The organism is Nocardia sp. CA-151230, assembly GCF_050942175.1.
In the GTDB taxonomy this organism is placed as follows: domain Bacteria; phylum Actinomycetota; class Actinomycetes; order Mycobacteriales; family Mycobacteriaceae; genus Nocardia.
Genome location: NZ_CP192061.1, coordinates 2,011,988 through 2,032,633, shown reverse-complemented (window position 1 = coordinate 2,032,633; position 20,646 = coordinate 2,011,988). Strand labels below are relative to the sequence as shown.

At 68.4% G+C, this 20,646-nt stretch carries 25 protein-coding genes; 7 read left to right on the top strand and 18 right to left on the bottom strand.

Features of this window, described 5'->3' with window-relative positions; translation table 11 throughout:
- Window positions 1-148: 148 nt before the first annotated feature.
- The 4 genes from ACQP1O_RS09095 to ACQP1O_RS09080 all read left to right on the top strand — a co-directional run bounded on the left by ACQP1O_RS09095 (window position 149) and on the right by ACQP1O_RS09080 (window position 2,689).
- A complete protein-coding gene (locus tag ACQP1O_RS09095; protein ID WP_433565390.1) occupies window positions 149-379 on the top strand; it encodes a hypothetical protein in 231 nt (76 codons plus the stop codon).
- A 318-nt stretch (window positions 380-697) separates the two neighbouring features.
- Complete coding sequence (locus ACQP1O_RS09090; RefSeq protein ID WP_433565389.1) at window positions 698-1,567, top strand: helix-turn-helix domain-containing protein; 870 nt, start codon at window positions 698-700, stop codon at window positions 1,565-1,567.
- Window positions 1,568-1,830: 263 nt separating this feature from the next.
- The gene (locus tag ACQP1O_RS09085) at window positions 1,831-2,022 is read left to right on the top strand and encodes a hypothetical protein (RefSeq protein WP_433565388.1); all 192 of its coding nucleotides are present in this window, start codon (window positions 1,831-1,833) and stop codon (window positions 2,020-2,022) included.
- 202 nt (window positions 2,023-2,224) lie between these two features.
- Window positions 2,225-2,689: a phage tail protein gene (locus tag ACQP1O_RS09080; RefSeq protein WP_433565387.1), complete on the top strand. Its 465-nt coding sequence runs from the start codon at window positions 2,225-2,227 to the stop codon at window positions 2,687-2,689.
- A gap of 64 nt (window positions 2,690-2,753) precedes the next feature.
- Here ACQP1O_RS09080 and ACQP1O_RS09075 read toward each other — a convergent pair whose 3' ends face one another.
- From ACQP1O_RS09075 to ACQP1O_RS09020, 12 genes are all read right to left on the bottom strand, one after another.
- The gene (locus ACQP1O_RS09075; RefSeq protein ID WP_433565386.1) at window positions 2,754-2,987 is read right to left on the bottom strand and encodes a hypothetical protein; all 234 of its coding nucleotides are present in this window, start codon (window positions 2,985-2,987) and stop codon (window positions 2,754-2,756) included.
- A 135-nt stretch (window positions 2,988-3,122) separates the two neighbouring features.
- A complete protein-coding gene (locus tag ACQP1O_RS09070) occupies window positions 3,123-3,767 on the bottom strand; it encodes a class F sortase (protein WP_433565385.1) in 645 nt (214 codons plus the stop codon).
- Complete coding sequence (locus ACQP1O_RS09065; RefSeq protein WP_433565384.1) at window positions 3,764-4,750, bottom strand: hypothetical protein; 987 nt, start codon at window positions 4,748-4,750, stop codon at window positions 3,764-3,766. The genes ACQP1O_RS09070 and ACQP1O_RS09065 overlap by 4 nt, the downstream gene beginning before the upstream one ends.
- Window positions 4,751-5,020: 270 nt before the next feature.
- Window positions 5,021-5,647: a glyoxalase gene (locus ACQP1O_RS09060; protein ID WP_433565383.1), complete on the bottom strand. Its 627-nt coding sequence runs from the start codon at window positions 5,645-5,647 to the stop codon at window positions 5,021-5,023.
- Between the two features lie 75 nt (window positions 5,648-5,722).
- Window positions 5,723-6,676 carry a lysophospholipid acyltransferase family protein gene (locus tag ACQP1O_RS09055; protein ID WP_433565382.1) on the bottom strand — a complete coding sequence of 318 codons (954 nt, stop codon included), beginning with the start codon at window positions 6,674-6,676 and terminating at the stop codon, window positions 5,723-5,725.
- 6 nt (window positions 6,677-6,682) lie between these two features.
- Window positions 6,683-7,531 carry a GNAT family N-acetyltransferase gene (locus ACQP1O_RS09050; RefSeq protein ID WP_379437750.1) on the bottom strand — a complete coding sequence of 283 codons (849 nt, stop codon included), beginning with the start codon at window positions 7,529-7,531 and terminating at the stop codon, window positions 6,683-6,685.
- Between the two features lie 307 nt (window positions 7,532-7,838).
- Window positions 7,839-8,969, bottom strand: coding sequence for an S-adenosylmethionine:tRNA ribosyltransferase-isomerase (locus ACQP1O_RS09045; RefSeq protein ID WP_433565381.1), 1,131 nt, complete (start codon window positions 8,967-8,969; stop codon window positions 7,839-7,841).
- Complete coding sequence (locus ACQP1O_RS09040; protein WP_379437747.1) at window positions 8,966-9,655, bottom strand: SDR family NAD(P)-dependent oxidoreductase; 690 nt, start codon at window positions 9,653-9,655, stop codon at window positions 8,966-8,968. The genes ACQP1O_RS09045 and ACQP1O_RS09040 overlap by 4 nt, the downstream gene beginning before the upstream one ends.
- Before the next feature lie 70 nt (window positions 9,656-9,725).
- Window positions 9,726-10,487, bottom strand: a complete 762-nt coding sequence (locus tag ACQP1O_RS09035; RefSeq protein ID WP_433565380.1) for an ABC transporter permease — start codon at window positions 10,485-10,487, stop codon at window positions 9,726-9,728.
- Window positions 10,484-11,506: an ATP-binding cassette domain-containing protein gene (locus tag ACQP1O_RS09030; RefSeq protein WP_433565379.1), complete on the bottom strand. Its 1,023-nt coding sequence runs from the start codon at window positions 11,504-11,506 to the stop codon at window positions 10,484-10,486. The genes ACQP1O_RS09035 and ACQP1O_RS09030 overlap by 4 nt, the downstream gene beginning before the upstream one ends.
- A gap of 79 nt (window positions 11,507-11,585) precedes the next feature.
- Window positions 11,586-12,203 (bottom strand): PadR family transcriptional regulator, encoded by a 618-nt coding sequence (locus ACQP1O_RS09025; protein WP_354835188.1) that lies wholly within the window; start codon window positions 12,201-12,203, stop codon window positions 11,586-11,588.
- Window positions 12,204-12,281: 78 nt separating this feature from the next.
- Entirely contained in the window at window positions 12,282-13,577 is a 1,296-nt protein-coding gene (locus ACQP1O_RS09020; RefSeq protein WP_433565378.1) for an NAD(P)/FAD-dependent oxidoreductase, read from the bottom strand.
- Between the two features lie 112 nt (window positions 13,578-13,689).
- Here ACQP1O_RS09020 and ACQP1O_RS09015 point away from each other — a divergent pair, with 112 nt between their 5' ends.
- On the top strand, window positions 13,690-14,550 hold the full coding sequence (locus ACQP1O_RS09015; RefSeq protein WP_433567628.1) for a LysR family transcriptional regulator: 861 nt from the start codon (window positions 13,690-13,692) through the stop codon (window positions 14,548-14,550).
- Between the two features lie 10 nt (window positions 14,551-14,560).
- Here the strand turns inward: ACQP1O_RS09015 and ACQP1O_RS09010 are convergent, their stop codons facing one another.
- Both ACQP1O_RS09010 and ACQP1O_RS09005 read right to left on the bottom strand, forming a co-directional pair.
- Window positions 14,561-15,052 carry an SRPBCC family protein gene (locus tag ACQP1O_RS09010; protein WP_433565377.1) on the bottom strand — a complete coding sequence of 164 codons (492 nt, stop codon included), beginning with the start codon at window positions 15,050-15,052 and terminating at the stop codon, window positions 14,561-14,563.
- Window positions 15,049-15,834, bottom strand: coding sequence for an SDR family NAD(P)-dependent oxidoreductase (locus tag ACQP1O_RS09005; RefSeq protein WP_433565376.1), 786 nt, complete (start codon window positions 15,832-15,834; stop codon window positions 15,049-15,051). The genes ACQP1O_RS09010 and ACQP1O_RS09005 overlap by 4 nt, the downstream gene beginning before the upstream one ends.
- Before the next feature lie 76 nt (window positions 15,835-15,910).
- Here ACQP1O_RS09005 and ACQP1O_RS09000 point away from each other — a divergent pair, with 76 nt between their 5' ends.
- Together ACQP1O_RS09000 and ACQP1O_RS08995 are read left to right on the top strand one after the other, a co-directional pair.
- A complete protein-coding gene (locus ACQP1O_RS09000; RefSeq protein ID WP_433565375.1) occupies window positions 15,911-16,501 on the top strand; it encodes a TetR/AcrR family transcriptional regulator in 591 nt (196 codons plus the stop codon).
- 74 nt (window positions 16,502-16,575) lie between these two features.
- Window positions 16,576-17,013, top strand: a complete 438-nt coding sequence (locus tag ACQP1O_RS08995) for a DUF1707 domain-containing protein (RefSeq protein ID WP_433565374.1) — start codon at window positions 16,576-16,578, stop codon at window positions 17,011-17,013.
- Between the two features lie 29 nt (window positions 17,014-17,042).
- Here the strand turns inward: ACQP1O_RS08995 and ACQP1O_RS08990 are convergent, their stop codons facing one another.
- The 4 genes from ACQP1O_RS08990 to ACQP1O_RS08975 all read right to left on the bottom strand — a co-directional run bounded on the left by ACQP1O_RS08990 (window position 17,043) and on the right by ACQP1O_RS08975 (window position 20,588).
- Window positions 17,043-17,993 (bottom strand): aminoglycoside phosphotransferase family protein, encoded by a 951-nt coding sequence (locus ACQP1O_RS08990; protein WP_433565373.1) that lies wholly within the window; start codon window positions 17,991-17,993, stop codon window positions 17,043-17,045.
- Between the two features lie 192 nt (window positions 17,994-18,185).
- Complete coding sequence (locus tag ACQP1O_RS08985) at window positions 18,186-18,725, bottom strand: hypothetical protein (RefSeq protein WP_433565372.1); 540 nt, start codon at window positions 18,723-18,725, stop codon at window positions 18,186-18,188.
- 80 nt (window positions 18,726-18,805) lie between these two features.
- Window positions 18,806-19,765: an electron transfer flavoprotein subunit alpha/FixB family protein gene (locus ACQP1O_RS08980; protein ID WP_433565371.1), complete on the bottom strand. Its 960-nt coding sequence runs from the start codon at window positions 19,763-19,765 to the stop codon at window positions 18,806-18,808.
- 37 nt (window positions 19,766-19,802) lie between these two features.
- The gene (locus ACQP1O_RS08975) at window positions 19,803-20,588 is read right to left on the bottom strand and encodes an electron transfer flavoprotein subunit beta/FixA family protein (RefSeq protein ID WP_433565370.1); all 786 of its coding nucleotides are present in this window, start codon (window positions 20,586-20,588) and stop codon (window positions 19,803-19,805) included.
- Window positions 20,589-20,646: the final 58 nt, after the last annotated feature.

The window sequence follows — 20,646 nt, the reverse complement described above, 5'->3', positions numbered from 1 at the left end:
TGGATGGCCACCGGGGCCGGAAATTCAAAACTCGTTATGAAAGGGCTTTCTGGCGACCAAGACTGTGCAATGCGCTCGGACAGCACGCAACTCAGCGCCGCACCGCACACCACCACTCGCCAGCACTCCGCAACACAGCAGCGACAATATGCCCGAGATCAAGCAAAATCTCTGCGCAACAAGAGAATCGAGCACTACCGGCGCATTGGATCAGCCGATCGGTGCAGCGAAGGACGCCACTGCACCCGCCGACGGGAAAAAGTCAGCTACCACCGATCAGCCGCGGCGCGTCGCCACCCTGACCCCCTCGCGGAATATCACTGAATCCGTTGTGCTCAAACATGTTTCGCACCGAATGCGACACCAGAACGTGAGCTGAGCGATTGACCGAGCGACACAAATTGTCACACCTTCCGTCCGGGCGCCCACGCTCATCGCCCGTACAACCGAGGCAGCACAATTTATGAGCTTTGGAGCTCTGTTCACGATTTTGCCCCATTACCCAAACTTCAATGAACAAACGGTGCATGACAGGTGTCGGAAAACCGTTGGCATCAGCGAATATTCATGTTGCAAACGCTGTGATCTTTCCGACAGTGCGCCATTTCGGCCTGTCGGGTAAAAGTTCTTCAGCGAATCCGATTCACACCGCTCGGCCGCGCAAGGCTTCGCAGGACGTTCGATAGAGAGGCTGGCCGTGCAGATCGCCGCACCTTCGCTCCCCCACCACGGCCAGTCGGCGTTTCCCCCGATCCCACCCACCCAGGTCCACCGCGACGTCGGCCGGCTCTCGTGGGTCTGCGAGCGACCCGAGATCGGGGGCTATCTCCGCCGGCAGCGCGAGGCGCTGGGACTGACCCAGGAAGAAGTGGCCCTGGCCGCATCGACCACGCTGTCGTCGCTGCGGAAGTGGGAGGCGGGTCTGCGCAATCCGAGCACCGAAGGTCTGGCGGCCTGGTGCCGCGCGCTGAATCCACCGGATTGGATGTTGCGCCGGATCATGTCGCTGGCGCTCGGTGACATGGATACGCTGCGCACGGAACCCTGGCCCCGGACCATCGGCAGCGAGGATCTCGCTCATCTCGAGTCGTTCTCCGGGCCCGCCTTTTTCATCAGATTCCCCCATTTGGATGTCGTCGCCGCCAACGAACCCGCGCGCCAACTGATTCCGAGCTTGACGCCGGCCGACCTCGGTCCGGCCCGCCCGGTCAATCTGGTCGAATGGATCATGACCGAGCCCGCGCGAGAACTGCTGGTCAACTGGCGCGATGTCGCCGTTCGCGTGATCCATGCCCTACGGGTCATGGGTCCCGGCATTGTTCCGCAGCAGCGCCTCGACGAGATCTTCGACACCTGCTGTTCCCGATCGCCGAAGGACTTCAAACGATTCTTCGCCACCGACCCCGTCGAGGACGAACACGACGGCGACGCGCTGCTGGTGCGAAACCTGAAGCAGGGCACGGTCGATCGGTATACCTACCGATCCTTGCGGCCGACCCGGCCGATGCGCCCGTACGACGTCGTCCACCTGATCCGGAGCACCGCACCGCGCGATCCGGCCGCGTAGCCCGCACCCGGATCGACCACACCGAACACGTTCCCGCCGCCCCCATCCCGGGGTTCCGATCGTGCCAGACTGCGGACCACACGTGCCGATCTCGGACACCGGTGGTGCAGCGCCGGACCGGGTGCACCAGAATTCGGTGCGGCCGACACCGACTCGCGGACCGGCCCTGGTTTTCAACGCGGTCGACCGCACACGCACCGAGACATGGGCAATGGGGTGGTGTGGGGCGCGGCCGCGACCGATCCCATACGGAAGGTCGATACGTGCCCAAGCACCTGATCACAGTGGCGTCGATTGCGCTGTCGGTGGTGGCCCTCGCGGGCTGCGGCAGCCACCACAGCAGTCCGCTCACCCCGCCGACTTCGACGACCTCGGTACCAGTTTTCGGCGGCGGCCAGATACCGGATGTGATCGATGTGCCGACCACCACCCCGTCCGCGACCAAGGCCAGGTGATGGCCGGCCGATGACCTCGACCGGTGGTCGGCGGCGCCACCACCTCGTTCGTCGACCCGGATGGCTTCGAATGGGAGGCATCCGCGAAACGCCCGTGACGCCTTCGGGTTACTGATCGGCCGGGCGGGCGCGGCTAGGATTACGGCGGCCTGTTCGAGAGCACCGTCCGACCTGATCGGACATTCGTGTGAAGGAATTCGCCATGCCGTATGTTGTCGACTTCGTGAACGTCTCGACCGAGGGACTCGAATCGTCGCCGGTCGCGCCCGCGCTCGCCGGATTGCGGGCGAACGAGGCCCGGTACTTCAAGAACAAGTACGACCATGTCTTCACGGTGGAGCCCGCGGAGAACGCCCAGCAGACCATCGACTGGGTGAACCGGATCCTCGCGGAGGAGCGGTCCCTCGTCATCTCCTCGAAGCCCCTCGAGGCGACGGCCTTCCAGGTCGACGACATTCGAATCGCCTACGTGTTCTATCGGAACGGCCTGTCGATCAACGTGATGTACACCATCGACGACGCCAAGAAACGAGCGGTCGGGTTCAAGCTCTCCGACGGTATGGAAGTCCCCGCGGAGCTCGCCTCGCAGTTCAAGTTCGCGCGGCAGAAGTCGAAGCTGGCCGGCACCATTCGCGGCTCGTACTTCGTCATCAAGGGCGAGTACTGACCCCGGTGCGCCTCACCGCCCCGCAGCCGACGAAGACCTGCGGGACGGTTCGGCCACTGCTCGATCAGCCGAGCGGGTACTGACCGGCGCCGGCGTTGCCGCTGCCACCCATACCGATGATGTCGGTGAGCATCACGAGCATTCCCTGCCCGATCGACAATGCGTCGTAGCCGATCGTTCCGAGGTTCTGCGCGAATTTCTGCATGTCCCACCTCTGCCGGTCGATCCGAATGGTGCGCACGGGAACGTAGCCAATCCCTGTCACCACGGGCAAATCCGGTGTGGCGTGATCAGCCACCCTCGGATGCACCGAAACATGTTCTCTGCCAGCAACATTGCCGAGGCACAGCGGCCGCGACAGCGCGACACGCCGAGATTCGGACAATCAGGGCCACAGCAGACTCACAGGACCGCCGCGCGCCCGGAGCGCCGGCTAGGTCACCGAATCGAGGGACGAGAAGACCACCACGTTGGACTCGTAACTCTTGGCAGCCTGGTCGAACTGGCCGCCACACGTGACCACCTGCAGCGTCGCGCCGCCGCGGGGACCGAAGACGAGCTGGTCGGGGAACTGCGATTTCAGGTACATGCGGACATCGGTGACCTTGAAGTGCGCGGTCTTGCCGTCCGCGCGCTTCACGTCGATCATGTCGCCCGGCTTCACCTTCTTCAGATAGAAGAAGACGCCGGTGCCCTTGTAGGAGTCGACGTGGCCGAGGATGACCGCCGAGCCCTGCTCCCCCGGCGCGGGACCCTGCTGATACCAGCCGGCCTGCAGGTAGTCGGAAGGCACCTGGACCGAGCCATCGGCATTGAGCCCCACCGCGATCAGCGACCCCGAGGCCTTGATCGAGGCGATGTCGAACGATACCGGAGTGGACCGGCTGATCGCGGCCGCCGTCTTCACCCCGGAGGCGGACGCGGCCGCGGTGGTCGTGCTCGCGGCCGAATGGGTCGTGCCGGAGGACGAACAACCGGTCACCAGGGCCAGGATGATCGCCACCACGGCGACGAGCGCACCACGTAGTGGTCGACGGATTCTCAACGCGCCCAAAGCGTTTCCGTTCGCGGTGCTCACTGCGCGCTCACCTGGGCGGCCATGCCGCCCGCGCCGGTTTCGGGCGCGCCCTTGGGAATCACGTAGCCACCCGGCGGAACCTGATCGGTGACCGCTGTGCCGCCCGGGATGCCGGTGGTCGCACCCACCGGAATCGCCATGCCGTACACGGTGTCCGCACCTGCCGCCGCCGCGCCGGCCGTCACCAGGTCGATGCCGCCCAGTGCGCTACCGCCGATGTCGGTGTTCCCGCCGGCCTGTACTCCGCCACCGGCGTTTCCACCGATCTGGGTACCGCCGCCGACCTGTACGCCACCACCGGCATTGCCACCGATCTGCGTACCGCCGCCGATCTGCACGCCACCATTCGCGTCACCGCCGACCTGGGTGCCGCCGCCGATCTGCACGCCACCGTTGGCATTGCCACCGGTCTGGACGCCTCCTCCGACCTGCACGCCACCATTCGCGTCACCGCCGACCTGGGTGCCACCGCCGATCTGCACGCCACCATTGGCATCGCCGCCGACCTGGGTGCCGCCGCCGATCTGTACACCGCCATTCGCATCTCCGCCGGTCTGCGTACCGCCGCCGACCTGCACGCCACCACCGGCATTGCCACCGGTCTGCACACCCCCGCCGACCTGCACGCCACCATTCGCATCACCGCCGGTCTGCGTACCGCCGCCGACCTGCACGCCACCACCGGCATTGCCGCCGGTCTGCACACCCCCTCCGACCTGCACGCCGCCGCCCGTGTTGCCACCGGCCTGCGCGCCACCGCCGACCTGCACACCGCCGCCGGCATTCGCGCCGGCGCTCGGCTGCACGGACGCACCGGCATTGCCGCCGACTCCGCCTTGCACGTCGACGCCCACGTTCACCCCTCCGGGTCCGATGCCGACGTCCACACCGAGGCCGGCGCCCGGGGCGGGCTGTGTCGTGGCGGTCGGGTCCGCGCCGGCCAGCGGCGCCCATAGTGCGACTGCGGCCGCTGCTACCACCATGACCGGGAATGTCCTAGCCGACATTTTCGAATTCGCTTCCAGACGTTGTTGTTCGGTTGCCTTCCCGTCGAACAGACGGGTTGGTGTGTTACCGACAAATCGCCCCTGACCGCGCGAACTATGCCGATTCAGGCGCATTTGAAACTGGACGCCTGCCCAAGCCCCTAATGCACCGAGTCCTCACCCGAAGCCCCTAATTTGCTCCGCTTCACCGAACATGCCGACGGCGTTCCGGTGGGGCGGGCAACCGCCCGTGGAAACGGTGACGAGTCAGCGGGCGGCATGCTGGGACGCGGTCTCCCAGGCGAATCCGTCCGGATCGGTGAAGGTCGCAGCGCCGCCGACCACGAGGCGGTGGGACCCGCTGCCTTCGGAGGAGACCCCGGCGTCCTTGGCCAGGGCGCGACGCTTGTACAGGGCCAGCTTCACCGGGCTCGAGCCGGTGTCGAACTCCACGTACATGGGCCCGAAGCTCTTGGCCACCGGCAGCCCCTGCTCGACATAGAAGCGCTTGCTCGCACCGATGTTCTCCACGCCCAGCAGCAACACCATGGAGTCGAAGCGCTTGGCCGCCGGACCGCTGTTCTTCTTCGACGAGGTCGCGACCTTCCAGATCGCGCCGTCCGGGGCCTGGACCACGCCACCGTAACCCCACATCGACTTGGCCGCGGGCTTGAGCGAGGTCGCGCCCGCCGCCAGCGACGCATCCAGATAGGCGTCGGCGTCGGCCGGCTGGGCCACCGTCAGCGACAGCGTGTACCCGCGGAATCCGGTGCTGGGCTCCGCGGTGGCCCGGAAGCCCAGCAGCTGCGAGTCCAGCCCGAACGCGGTGGAGTAGAAGGTGGCCGCGGCGTCGATGTCCGCGACGTCGAGGGTGATGTTCTCGATGGAAGTCATGCCGGCAACGCTACGGTCGCTGCACTGACCAGCGCTTCTCGATTCCTGATCAGTCCCGGGCCACTCGCGGGCGAGTCACTTCCCGACGGTTGCCCGCGGTGCCTCCGCACGTCGAACCGCGCCCGTGCCGACGGCCTCGAGGTGTTCGGAGCCGTGGATGACGTCGGTGAAGGCGCGGGCGACGGTGTCGCCCTCCAGGGTCTGTTCGCAGCGGCGGGCCAGCTCGTGGCGGTCGGTGTCGGGGAGCAGCTGCGGCTGCAGGGCGATCTCGGCGACGACGCCCTTGGAGCGCAGAACACGGCGGAACGAGTCCGCCAGCGAGTCGATGCCGACAAAGCCGGGGATGGTGGACAGTTCGCCGGCGCGGTCGAGGTAACGGAGGCGGATGGGCTGCACCGGCGTCTCGGAGTCGATGGCGGCCTGGAACAGGGCGGGACGCAGGCTGCCGTGGGCGCGGCCGCACCAGGTGGTGCCCTCGGGGAAGAAGGTGACGCGCTCGCCTGCGCGCAGGCGGTCGGCCATGGTCGCGATGACCGACGGCAGCTGCCGCAGGCGTTCGCGCTCGATCGGGATGACGCGGACCCGCTTGGCGACATCGCCGAGCATCGGCCACTCGACCAGGTCGGCGCGGGCCACGAAGGACATGGGCTCGAGGGCGGTGAGGGCCACGATGTCGGTCCAGCCGATGTGGCGGGCCGCGATCAGCACACCGCCCTCGCGACGGTCCTCGGGGGTGCGGTTGTCGACGATGCGGACGCGAATTCCGCAGCAGGCCAGCAGGGCTCGCGCATAGCGGCGCTGCAGCCCGGCGCGGCGGCGGCGCGGGGTGGCGTAGTGCGCGATGGGGAAGCTCAGCAGGACCCCGGCGATGCCGGCGATCCGGGCTGCCACCCGCAGCGTGCCCGCCTCAGTGGGAGCGTCGACACACGAAGCGCCGCAAGGGCTGTGGGGCATCCAGGCGTGGGCGGAGGCCTCGGCCGGCGGGCACGAGAGCGATCCGGTCTCGGGGGAGAGCAGTGCGGGCATCATGGGGCATCACCGGGCATCCAGGCTGTTGGCCGCGCCCTGCAGGCGCTCCAGGTAGCGGGTGTTGATGGTCTCGAGGCCGAGCAGCGCGACGAAGTCGGCCACCGCGAAGTCCGGGTCGTGGGCGGGCTCGCCGCAGATCTGCGCGCCCAGGCGTAGGTAGCCGCTCAGCAGCGGGGGCAGCTTGGGGCGGGCGGGCGCTGCCAGCTCGTCGAGGGTGCGGCCGTCCACGACCACCGGGTTGTACGGCCGCACATGGCGTTCCGTCTCCAGCGCGTGCTTGCGCAGCAGCATGTCGCGCACGCCGCGCACGTTCACGCCGGGCTCGTCCTCGGGCGTCATCCGCATCGGCACCGACACGCAGCCCATCACCCAGTCGTATCCGGTGAGCTGGATGTAGTGCAGGATGCCCGCCCACATCAGCGTCAGCACCGAACCGTTGCGGTGATCGGGCACCACGCAGGCGCGGCCCATCTCCACGATCCGGTGACCGACGGGATCCAGGGCGGCCAAGTCGAATTCGGTGGCGGTGTAGTAGCCGCCGGCGGCGGTCACCTTGTCCGGGGGCAGCATGCGGTAGCAGCCGACGAACTGCTCGGTGAGCTCGTCGCGCACCAGCAGGTGATCGCAGTGATCGTCGAAACGGTCGGCGTCCAGGCCGGTTCCGTTGTCGGGGATGGTGAAGCCCGGCTCATTGGCGAACACCTGGTAGCGCAGCCGCTGTGCGGCCTCGCGGTGCTCGGCATCGGAGGAGACGACCAGGGAGTACTGGGACCGTCCGGTGGTGCGGGGTGCTTCCGGGGCGGGCTTCGACGCGGCTGCCAGCAGGCTGGAATTCGACGCTGCCATGGTGGTCATAGGCTTGATCAAGCCAGTCCCAGACTGCGCTGGAGCGACCGCCGGATTACCTGCCGATGCCAGTCCGGTGAACGCGGCGCAGACCGCACCGGGAGTTCATCCGACCGCCTCGCAACGTTCTCTACCAGGACAAATGCTCGTATCCCGGCGGGGTACCGGCGGCTCCGGAAGGCCGCGCGGCGAGCCCGGAAGACGTTGCGGCGAGCCCGGACCCGCGTCCGCGAGCGGTCGGCAACGCGGAAGAAATCAGCCTACGCCCCCCGGGCGAGCCTTGCATCGCGGGGGTCCTGTCCGGAACGACGGCGGGTCAGTTCCGGAAGAGCAGGGCGGAATCGCCGAATTCGTGCCAGAGATAGCCGGAGTCGAGCCCCACCCGGTACGCCTCCCGCACCACCGCCCCGCCCGCTACGGATTCGAGCAGATGCAGATGCGAAGCCCCCGGCGCGTGCCACCCGGTGATCAGCCCGTCCACCGCCCGTGCGGGACGATTCCCGTCGAGCACCAACTCGGTCCAGCCCGTCATCGGACGTACCAGACCGTCTGCGGCGGTGGCGGTTTCGAGCGCCCGGGTAACCGTGGTCCCCACCGCCACCACCCGGCCGCCCGCCGCATGCGTGGCATTGACCAGCCGCGCCGTCATCTCGGGCACCGCGAACCGCTCCGGGCTCGGCGGCTCCCCGGACTCCGGTGAGGACACCCCGGTGTGCAGCGTGATCGGCGCGAACCCCACCCCGCCCGCCACCAGCTCGGTCACCAGCGCCTCGGTGAAAGGCCGCCCCGCACTGGGCATTTCGGCACTGCCCGGCTCGAGCCCGAAGACCGTCCGATAGTAGGCGGCCGACCACCGCCCCGCGAGGTAGGAGTAGGAGATCGGGCGGCCGTACCGGGCAAGCAGTGCCCGCACATCCGCCCCAGCTCTCTCGGCCCCGTCACCGCGGCCCGCATCGGCAGCGCCCCGGACCCCGACGGCAGCCGGATTCCCGACGGCATCATGATCGGACGCGGTCTCGACGTCCGCGGCCCACAGGCGGTCGCTGCCGCGCAGCCAACGGGTGCGCACGGTGGCGATGTGCCCGGGCGGAAGGGTAATGCGCGCACCCGGTTTCAGCGCCGGCCCACGCCACGGCACGCCCGCGGGGTCGCGCAGTTCGACCACCCAGCGGCCGTCGTCGAGCCAGGTCGAGAAGTGCAGCACCGCGGCCGCATCGCCGTACCGTGCGTCCACCGCGGCGCTGAGCATGGCCGAATTGTTCACCACCACAAGGTCTCCGGCGCGCAGGAACCTCGGCAGCTCCCGGAACCGCGCGTGGGTGACCGTCCCGGCGTCGCATACCAGCATCCGGACCTCGTCACGCGCCAGGCCGCGCGCCTCGGGCGGGCTGGTCGCCGACAGCTCGTCGGGCAGGGTGAACGCGAGTTCCTCCATGCCGAGGGTCATGACGCCACCGACAGTTCGGACGCGAGGTAGCGGCCACTCGGCGGGCGTGACTCGAGAAGGCGCAGCAGGGCGGGGACGACGGTTTCCGGTTCCGGACGGTCGGAGATGTCCTCTCCAGGGAAGGCGGCCTGGTGCATCTCGGTGCGCATGTCGCCGGGATCGAAACTGTAGATGCGCAGCTGGGGATTCTCGGCGGCGAGCACGTTGGTGAGCTGGTCCAGTGCGGCCTTGGAGGCGCCGTAGCCGCCCCAGCCCTCGTAGCCGCCGACGGCGGCGTCGGAGCTGATGTCCACCACCACGCCGTCGGAGGCCCGGAGTGCGGTCAGGGTGAGCTGCAGAATCGCCAGGGGTGCAATCACATTGGTGTCGAGGACGGTGGCGAGTTCGTCCAGCGGGTAGCGGTCCAGGGTCGGGAGCGGGCTCGGACCCAGTGCGCTGGCATTGTTGAGCACCAGATCCAGCCGGCCGGAGCCGACGGCCTCGGCGATGCGCTCGCGCACCGCCGGGTCGGCGACATCTCCCGCGATGGCGTGCGCGCCGGTCGCGGCCCGCACCCTGTCGAGCCGATCCGCGCCGCGAGCGACGAGGATCAGCTCCCAATCCCGTTCGGCGAGCGCGAGCGCGACCGCCCGGCCGAAGCCCGCCGACGCCCCGGTGATCAGGGCCCTTTTCGTGTTTTCAGGCATACAGCCATCGTGAAACCTGAACCTCTGTTCAGGTCAACAACATTTCTCCGGCAGCGAAGAGCCGCCCGGGTCAGGCGTTCTCCCGAGCGAAGCTGCGGGAGGCGACCAGGATCAGCAGCAGCGAGACCACGATGGTGACGGCGGTGCCGACATAGACCTCGTGCGCCCCGAAGTCACCGCGGAACAGCGCCCGCGCCGCGTCCACGGTGTGCGAGAACGGATTCACCTTCGCGATGTCCTGCAGCCACTTCGGCCCCACCGTCATCGGCAGCAGGATGCCCGACAGCAGCATGATCGGCACCGACACCGAGTTCAGCAGCGAGGCCAGGGTGTCCTCCGAGCGCGCCCACAGGCCCAGCGCATAGGACGCGGACGCCAGACCCGCACCCATGACCGCGATCAGCAGCAGCGACAGCACCAGGCCGCCCGGATTCGGCCGCAGCCCGAAGACCGCCGTGGCCACCCCGACCAGCACCAGGGCCTGCACCAGCAGCACCGTCATATCCTTGAGCACCCGGCCCAGCAGCAGCGCGCCGCGCGATGCGGGAGTCACCCGCTGCCGTTCGATGACGCCCGCGCGCCATTCCGCCACGATGCCGAAGCCGACGAACAATGCTCCGAACAAACCGATCTGGATGACCAGCGCCGGGGTGAGGATCTTCCACGGATCCGCGCCCGGGCCCAGCGACGGGGCGATGCCCTTCACCAGGGGGCCGAACAGGACCAGGTAGATGATCGGCTGCATCAGGCCGATGATCACCCAGACCGGATTGCGCAGATTGGCCCGGATCTGGGACCAGTAGATCAGTCCGGTGTCGCGCAGGAATGTCATGACCGGTCTCCTTCCCGGAGTGAACGCCCGGTGAGCGTGAGGAACACATCGTCGAGGCTGGGACGCTTGACCGTGAGCGCGCCGGGCGTGATGCCCTTGTCGCCGAGCGCCCTCAGCAGCGGAACCACCGCGGCGTCACCGTGTTCGACGGTGAGATGCACGAGACTCTTTCCGGCATGGCCGTTCTCGTGCCCCTCGGTGCGTAGCCGGGAGCGCAGTTCGAGCGCCTCGGCGGCGACCTCCAGGGCCAGATCGGCACTGCCGGACTCGATTTCGAGGCTTATCACGTCGCCGGAGATGCGCCGCTTCAGCTCGTCGGGGGTGCCTTCGGCGACGATGGCGCCGTGATCCATCACCAGGATGCGATCGCAGAGCGCGTCCGCCTCCTCCAGATAGTGGGTGGTGAGCACGACGGTGGTGCCCTCGTCGCGCAGCCGCCGGATGTGGTCCCACAGGTTGGCCCGACTCTGCGGATCCAGCCCGGTGGTGGGTTCGTCGAGGTAGATGAGCGTGGGCCGGTGCACGAGACCGAGCCCGATATCCACCCGCCGACGCTGCCCGCCGGAGAGCTGCCCGCACCGGCGACGTTCCAACCCGTCGAATTCGAGCGCCTTGGCCAGGTCGGCGGCATTGCGCCTGGCCTCGGCCTTGGACAGCCCGAAAAGCCTTGCCTGCAGGATCAATTCGTCCTCGACCAGTTCGGTCTCGTTGGTCGATCCGCCCTGCGGCACATAGCCGATGCGGGAGCGCACCGTCCGCGGCTCGGCGCGCAGGTCGGCACCGACCACGGTGGCCTCACCCGCGGTGGGCGCCAGCAGCGTCGAGATCATCCGCAGGGTGGTGGTCTTGCCCGCCCCGTTGGGGCCGAGCAGTCCGATGATCTCGCCGTAGCGCACGTCGAAGTCGATACCCGTGACCGCTTGCACGTCACCGGTTTTGGTCTTGAAGGTCCGGGCCAATCCACGGACCCGGATGACCGGGTCGGTGGGTGCGCCGCGGACGGGTGATGTCGTTTCCACGCCTCAACGGTAGAAACGACCCACCCGCATAGTCAAGCTTGACTATTAAAACTTGATTACTTTGCCGGGAGCGGCGACACTACTTCACCGGAGGCGGGACCGGGGCGCCGCCCATGGTCCCCGACCAGGCATCCAGCTCTCCGCTCTCGATCCGCTGCAGGGTCCGGCGCGACCACTCCAGATCCGCGCGCACATGCGCCGCAGCAAGATTGATCGCGTCGGCCACGTGGTGCGGCTCCGCCTCCCGCGGATCTCCGCTCCCGGCGAGAATCCGCTCCTCCTCACGCTCGAGATAGACCAGATTCGACTCGAACTGCAGGATCCGGCTGCGCAGCGCCGCAATCACATCCACCTTCGGCGCGTGCGGAAACAGCGACACCGTCGCGAAATACGGATGCTTGAGCTGGTCGGCCGCGAACAGCGACTCACGCAGCATCTCCCCGAACTCCTTCTCCCCCTCCGGAGTCAGCCGATACGTGCGCCGCTCCGGCCGCGCCCCCTCCTGCCCGACACCCTCCACCGAGATGAGACCGTCCCGCTCCAGCGTGTTCAGCGCCCCGTACACCGAGCCGGGCTTCACGTTGGCCCAGTCGTCGGCATGCCAGGACAGCAATTCGCGGCGCACGTCGTAGCCGTGCACGGGCTGGAGCAGGCGCACCACCGCCAGCACCAGCAGTCGAGTTGTAGGAACAGCCATAGTCGCAGGTTAACCTTGCCCCACAACGGGAACGAGCCGCCCGGCGCCGGCGCCGGGCGGCTCGTGTCGTTCGTGCGGTCAGGCCGCTACCGGTGACTTCTCCGGAGTCTTTGCGGCCGAGGCCTTTTCGACCTCGTTGAAGCCGGGCCGGCCGCTGCCGATGAAGGCGACCAGCCACGACAGCACCGCGGCGAAGCGGTTGCGGAAGCCGACCAGGTAGTAGATGTGCACCGCGAGCCAGGCCACCCAGGCGATGAGGCCGGTGAACTTGACCTTGTCGTTCAGCTTGGTGACCGCGCTGAAGCGGCTGATCACCGCCATCGAGCCCTTGTCCCAGTAGTTGAACGGGGTGGCCGCGGGCTTCTTGCCACGGATGATGTCGGCGACGTGGCGGCCCTCCTGCATGGCCACCGGCGACTGGCCGGGATAGCCGTTCAGGTAGGTCATGTCACCGATGGCGAAGATGTCGGCGTGGCCGCCCACCGTGCAGTCGGGGTTGATGAGCAGACGTCCGGCACGGTCGGTCTCGCAGCCGGTGGCCTCGGCCAGCACCTGGGCGAAGCCGCCGGCCTGCACGCCCGCCGACCACACCACGGTCTCGGCGGCGATGCGGCGCTCCACGCCGTCCTTGCTCTTGACGGTGACCTTGCCGTCCTCGATGTCGGTCACGAAGGTGTCGACCAGCACCTCGACGCCGCTGCGTTCCAGCGACTCCTTGGCATATGCCGACAGCCCGCCGCCGAAGGGCGGCAGCACCACGCCCGCGCCCTCCACCAGGGTGACGGTGTCCTCCTGGTGGTAATACCTCTTCGCGAGTTCCTTGAGCTGACCGGCGACCTCGACGCCGGTCGCGCCCGCGCCGACCACCACGAAGCTCAGCAACCGGCGGCGGGTCTCCGGGTCGGCGCCCTTGGCCTGCTCGAAGACGCGCTGGATCTGCGCGCGCAGGTTGCGGGCGTCGTCGATGGTCTTGAGCGAGAACGTCTTGTCCGCGAAGTCGTCGCGGCCGAAGTACGACTGGCTGGCGCCGGTGGCGGCGATGAGCTTGCCGTACCGGATCCGGCGCGGACCCTCGGATGTCTCGTAGGTGAGGACCGCATTGGAGGCGTCGATGGCGGTGACCTTGCCCAGCCGCACCTCGCCGTTCTTGTGGTTGCGCAGGATATTGGCCATGGGAGGCGCGATCTCGTCCGATGCCAGCACACCCGTTGCTACCTGATAGAGGAGTGGCTGGAAGAGATGCTCGGGCGTACCCGAGATCAGGACGTAACGAACACCCGACTTGTTCAACTGCTTCGCAGCGGCGAGACCACCGAAGCCCGATCCGACGATGACGACATCGGCGGTTTCGATACCCGCCTCCACGTACTGCATGACTGCTCCCTTCCGTCATGACTAACCGTGATTCGGAACGCGGTTGTTCCACGCGTCAGGGCGCATAATCAAGATGACTCTTATCTACGTTGATCATGAATTGGAGAATGCCGTGGAGCTGCGCCAACTGGCCTACTTCGTGGCGGTCTGTGAGGAGCTGAGCTTCAGCCGGGCCGCGAGCCGATGCTTCATCTCGCAGTCGGCTATCAGTCATCAGATCGCCCGGCTGGAACGCGACCTCGGCGTGAACCTCTTCGAACGGTCCACACGCTCGGTCGTCCCGACCGACGCGACCACTCGGCTACTTCCCCTTGCGAAACAAATGCTGAGCCTGGAATCGGCCATTCGCGCAGCTGTGCGGGCCTCCGGGCCGCGCATTCGCTTGGCGGCCAATATGAGCTTTGCAACTAGATCACTGTCCGCGATCGCGGGCGCACGCGAGGCGCATCCGGGCGCGGAGATCGAATTCGTCATCAAGCCCTTCCGGCAGCGCATCCAGGCGGTGGCCGACGGCGACTGTGATCTCGCTCTCATCCGAGGCAGTGTGGACCAGCCGGGGCTGACCGTAGAGAAGCTCTGGGACGAGGATCCGGTCATCGCCACCTCCACCGCGCACCCGCTCGTCGTGCGCGGCGGCGATGTCACCCTCGCGGAATTGGGGGCCTATCCGCTGCTGCTCCCACCCGAGTCGGAACAGGTCCTGCTCCACAATGTGGTGCGCGCCGCCTTCGCCGACCTCCCCACCGGGCCGGTCTTCGGCCCGCCCATCCCGCCGGACCACACCGCGACCATGGAACTCATCAACCGTCCCGACGCCTGGACCATCCTCTACGCCGACAGCCAGACCGAGGGCATCGCCACCCTGCGGCTCACGGGCCACCCGCTGCGCATCCCGGTCTCGGCCGTCACCCGCAGCGAGGGCCGCACCTCCCCCATCGTGACCACCCTGCTGGCCGCGCTGCACTGCGCCTGACGCACCGCGCCTAACCGGGATGCGCGGCGGCGAACTCGGCGAGACCGGCCGCGAAGGACTCGAACATCGGAGTGAGCATCGACCGCGCGAATCGCGCCTCGACCGGCGCGAGCGCCGGGGCCGGATCCAGATGGACCTGCCAGGTCAGCGTGCAGTGCCCGGCGTCGATCGGCGTGAACGAGATGTCCTCGATCATGCGGCGGGCCAGGGGAATCGACATGGCGTCCGCGCCGAAGGTGAAGCGCGCGGCCGGTTCCCAGGCCAGGAAGCGTTCCCGCACGGTGATCCAGCGCAGGTGGATATCGCGGATCACGCCCGCGGCACGGGCATTCGAGTACCAGGTGGTGGCGCGATAGCCGGTCGCCCACTCGGCCTGCCCCTCCCCGGCGGCGAGGATCTCGAAGGTGCGCGCCGCCGAGGCCGCCACCGTGCGCTCGCTGTGCAGGTGCAGGCGCATGGCATCGATGTCGCCCAGTTCGCTCGGGCGCAGTGCGAACATCATTTCGACCCCACCAGACGCCTGGTCACGCGGATGGTGGTGCGGCGGGGCAGGATTCGCGGCAGACCCGACGAGACCGCATTGGCGGTGCCGGACACGGTGCTCGGCGGCGGGTTGCGGCGATCCAGGGCCCGCAGGGCGGTGGCCACCACCTGCTGCGGCGTCTGCCGGCTGCCGACACTCGCCGCTTCGCCTGCCACATCGAAGAATTCGGTGTCGGTCGCGCCCGGGCAGACCGCCAGCGCGGTGACGCCCGACCCCTCCAGTTCGCCCCACAGCGCCTCGGTGAAGGAGAGCACGAAGGCCTTGGTCGCGCCGTAGACGGCCATGAACGGAATCGGCTGGAAGGCCGCGGTCGAGGCGATATTGACGATCACCCCGCGATCGCGGGTCACCATTCCCGGCAGTGCGGCGTGGGTCAGCTCGGCCAGCGCGGCCACATTCACCGCGATCTCCTCGCGGACCTTCCCGGCCGCATGGTCGGCCAGCGCGCCGTGGGTGGCGAAACCCGCGTTGTTGATCAGGATGCCGACGGGATGCCGCGGATCGGCGCAGACCTCGGCGACCCGGGCCACACCGGCCGGATCCGCGAGGTCCGCGGCGAGTACGCGCACCGAAACCCCGTGCGCGGCTTCCAATTCCTTCGCCAGGTCCCGCAGCCGCGGCTCGCGCCGGGCAACCAGGACCAGATCGCAGCCGCGGGCGGCCAGGGCGGTGGCGAAGGCCGCGCCGATGCCGCTGCTCGCGCCGGTGACAACCGCGGTCGCCGGATACCACTCGGTCATTTCTCCTCCTAAGTGAACAGATGTTCAGCTATGTATACTTAACAGCTGTTCAGTCATCTCTGTCAAGGAGGACTTCGTGCCGGGTACCCGACAGCGCCGAACCCGCGGCGAAGGCGAGCGGCTGCGTGCCGAACTCGTCGCCGCGGCCATCGACCTGCTGCTCGAACCACAGCCGCTGCCCGCACCGTCACTGCGCGCCATCGCCCGTGCCTGCGGCGTCGCACCCAGCGCCGTCTACATGCACTTCGCCTCCCAGGACGCGCTGAACTACGCGGTGATCGCCGAGCTGTTCGGCCGGCTGCGCGCCGACCTCGACGCCGCCGACCCGGAAGCCGCGAGCCCCGCCGAACGACTCGACGCCCTGCTGGGGGCCTACCTGTCCTGGGCCGAAAACCACCCGGGCGCATACCAATTGCTGTTCGAGCGGCCCGATCCGCTCGACACCGAGGGCGAAGGCCCCGGCATGGATCTGCTCGACCGCCTCGCCCGGCTGCTGCCCGGCACCGACCCGCAGGCCGGCCGCGCCACCGCCCTGCGCATCTGGTGCGCTGTGCACGGGGTGGCCTCCCTGCGCATCCACAAACCGAGCGCGCCGTGGGCCGCGGCCGCCCGCGCCGACGCCCGGGTACTGGTGGCGGGCCTCGCCGGACTACCCGCCGACACCTGACCGCGGCGCGAAGGTCGCGCCCGCCCGCCCGAATACCGCCGACACACCCGGCGGAACCGAATTACCCTGGCATCGTGGGGCAGGAGAACATGCGGGCCTCCGACCGGGACCGCGAACAGATCGCCGACCGGCTGCGCGTGGCCATGGGCGAGGGCCGGATCACGCTGCACGAGTTCGACGAACGATTGCAGCAGGTGTACTCGGCCCGGACCTACGGGGAACTGGCGCCGATCATGTCCGACCTACCGGTTCCACGGGGTCCGGGACGCGTGGGCCGTCTCGACGACGGCGGCAGCGTGCCGGTCTGGGTCAAGATCATCTGGGCGCCGTGGGTTTTCGTGAATCTGATGTGCGTGGTGATCTGGGTAGCCACCGGGATGGGCTACTTCTGGCCGATCTGGGTGGCGGTGCCGTGGGGACTCGCCCTGCTCATCCCCACCTCCATCGGCATGGTGGTCCAGCGCGACGCACAGCGGCGGCGGGCGGCCCGCGAACGGTACCGGACGCGATAGGTGGTCTGGCCCGCAGGAGTTTCCGACGGTCAGGCCAGGGCTGCCGCGACCGCGAGGTGCAATCGCAGATCTTCGGGCTCCTCGTCCTCGACGGCCCATACGATCTCCTCCATCGACCGCATGAACGCCCAGGCGTGCGCGCGATCGGCGCGGACTTCCAATCCCGCCGCGGTCCGCTCGACGACCGCCCGGGCGTGCTCCGGCGTCGGATCGCTCTGCACCTGGATCATCACCAGGAACCCGGCATCGAACGCCGCCTCTCCCAGATACGCCTTCGGATCGATGAGCAGCCACGGCTCCCGTTCCGCCGCAACGATATTGCCCAGATGGGTGTCACGGTTGACGACCAGCAGCGGACCGTCGGGCACCCCCAACTCCATGCATCGCTCGGCGGCCCGATCCCGCAGCCGCGCCGGAATAACTTCGGCGACATCGGATTTCGGCGTGCGGAACATCGCCTCCCACTCCGCCACCATCCCCGCAGCCGTGGGCAATTCCGGGAACCCGTCCGGCACCGTGACCGGCTCCCGGCGCAGCCGCCGATACGACCGGCACGCCTGCTCGATCTTCGCGATGTTCTCCGCCCGCCCCTCGAGGCTCGGAAACCCGGGCTGATACAGCAGTTCCGTCCCCGGCCGCGCCCACTCGAGCAGCATCGCGCCAGTAGCCGAATCGAATTCGTACAACCGAACCGCGCCATCTCCGCCGTAGCAGTGCAGCCCGGTCGGCTCCCCGCAGTTCTCCTCGTCGACGACCGGCACCTTCAACACCGCCACCGACCCGTCGGCCCGCCGCACCGGCGCAACCCACGAATGCGTGCCACCCCCGAAGGTCTTCCCGATGACCTCCAACCCCCAAGCCGCACACCGCTGCTCCACGACCCCGGGCAGCGCCGCGAGCCACTCCAGCCCCCGCTCCCCGAAACTCCCCGCGACGGTCTCGGCAACGTCCCGGGGTAGCGAAGGCAATGGATTCGGCATTCCCCCACCCTGCCCGACCTCGCCCGGAACCGCCATCGGCCACCCGTGACCGCGACGGTTCCCTACCCGGATGCCGAGGCCGCCGAGCTAGCCGAGCCAGGGCGGCGACCCATCCGTCGGACAGGCGTGCAGCGCGCGAAACACGCCCGAAACCCGCTGCCCCGAATTCCGTGGGCCCGGCCGATCGTCGGGTTATTCCGCTGCGGGAGCTGGACTTTCGGAATCCGGCGTCGCGGTTTCGTGGACGGTCTCCCAGAGGTGGGTGCGTCCATCGGTGACCAGGACCGCCGTCACCGTCCGCCGCGTCCCGGTGCCACCGATCCGGTTCTCCGCCGCGAACCTGACGACGATGAGATTTCCGCTCCGGGCCAGCTCGCGAATCTCGGAGACCTCGATCTCCACGCCCGCCACCGCATTCCGCGCACCCCACAGGCCCGACAGGAACGTCTCCCGGTCCACCGACTGCCCGGTGGTCACAACCGAGGTGAACTGTTCGTCCAACGCCCCGGAGATCCGGTCGAACACCTTCGGCGGCGCATCGGTCCCCAGCCATTCGGCGAGGTCGAAATGCAGGGCTGCGACGATGTCGCTCAGTTCGACATCGGCCGCCTCGCCGACTCGCTCGGCAGCACCGGGTTCCGCCTGCCGACGCCGTGGATCGAATCGCCCGAGCACCGCCCGAGCCTCCCCGACTCCGGGTACACCGGCAACCCAGCGTCCAGCCTTCACCATGTGTCATCACCTTCGAACACGATTGGCCCCCGGTCGTTTCCGACCGGGGGCCAATCAGTTTGCGCTCAGCGCGAGGGATTTCAGCCCTTGTGGGCCTTGACCGCCTCGGTCAGCTGCGGGGCGACGTTGAACAGGTCGCCGACGATGCCGTAGTCCGAGATCTCGAAGATCGGGGCCTCTTCGTCCTTGTTGACGGCCACGATGGTCTTCGAGGTCTGCATGCCGGCGCGGTGCTGGATGGCGCCGGAGATGCCGAGGGCGACGTACAGCTGCGGGGAGACCGTCTTACCGGTCTGACCGACCTGGAACTGACCCGGGTAGTAGCCGGAGTCGACGGCGGCACGGGAGGCACCGACGGCGGCACCGAGGGCGTCGGCCAGCGGCTCGACGACCTTGCCGAAGTTGTCGGCCGAACCGACACCACGGCCACCGGAGACCACGATCGCGGCCTCGGTGAGCTCGGGGCGGTCGCCGCCCACGTTCGGCTCACGCGAGACGACCTTGACGACGCCCTCTTCCTGCGCGGGCAGCTCGACGGCGACCTTCTCACCGGCGGCGGCCTGCGGGGCGGCCTCGATGGCACCCGGGCGCACCGAGATCACCGGCACGTCGCCGGTGGCCTTGGCGTCCACGGTGAACGCGCCACCGAAGATGGAGTGCTGCACCGAGCCGTCACCGTTCACGGTGATGGCGTCGATGAGCAGACCGGAACCGATGCGGGCGGCCAGGCGACCCGACACCTCCTTGCCCTCCGCGGTGGCGGCGACCAGGATCGCGGCCGGGGCGGCGGACTCGGACAGGCCGGCGAGCACGTCGACCTTGGGGGTGACGAGGAAGCCCTCGGCGTCGTCGCCCTCGGCGACGTAGATCTTCTCGGCGCCGGCGGCGGCCAGGGCGTCACCCAGCTTGTCGGCGGTGCCGGCCGGGCCCACCACGACGGCGGCCGGGGTGCCGAGCGCGCGGGCGGCGGTGAGGAGTTCGGTGGTCACCTTCTTGGGCGCACCGTCAGCGTGCTCCACGAGCACCAGAACTTCTGCCATTTTTTCTATCTCCTGAAAGTCGTTGGGCTCGGGGGCTTTAGATGATCTTCTGACCGACCAGGTAGGTGGCGATCTGGTTGCCGCCCTCGCCCTCGTCGACGATCTTCTCGCCCGCCGTGCGCGCCGGCTTCGGGGTCACACCGGTCACCTGGGTGCCGGCGTTCGCAACGCCCACGGTCTCCGGGTCGACGCCCAGATCCGCCAGGGTGAAGGTCTGAACTTCCTTCTTCTTGGCGGCCATGATGCCCTTGAAGGACGGGAAGCGCGGCTCGTTGATCTTCTCGGTGACCGAGACGATGGCCGGAAGACTGGCCTCGAGCTTGAACACGCCCTCGTCGGTCTCCCGCTCGCCGGCGATGCGCTCGCCGTCGACGGTCAGCTTGCGCAGGTGGGTCAGCTGCGGCAGGCCCAGGTACTCGGCGATGATGGCCGGAACGGCGCCGGCGCGACCGTCGGTGGCCTCGTTGCCCGCGATGACCAGCTCGATGCCCTCGATCTGGCCCAGCGCGGCGGCCAGGATGTAGGCGGTCTGCACGGCGTCCGAGCCGTGGATGGCCGGGTCGTTGATGTGGATGGCCTTGTCCGCGCCCATGGAGAGAGCCTTGCGGATGGCCTCGGTGGCCCGGTCGGGGCCTGCGGCCAGCACGGTGACCTCGCCGCCCTGCGCCTCCTTGATCAACAGCGCCTCCTCGACGGCGCGCTCGTTGATCTCATCGAGGATGGCGTCGGCGGCCTCGCGGTCGAGGGTGTAGTCACCGCTGGTCAGCTTGCGCTCGGACCAGGTGTCGGGAACCTGCTTGATCAGTACGACGATGTTCGGCATTGGTCTTCGTCGACCTCCTGTTCTGGTGGCACTGGGTATGGCGGTCGCACGAGTTCGT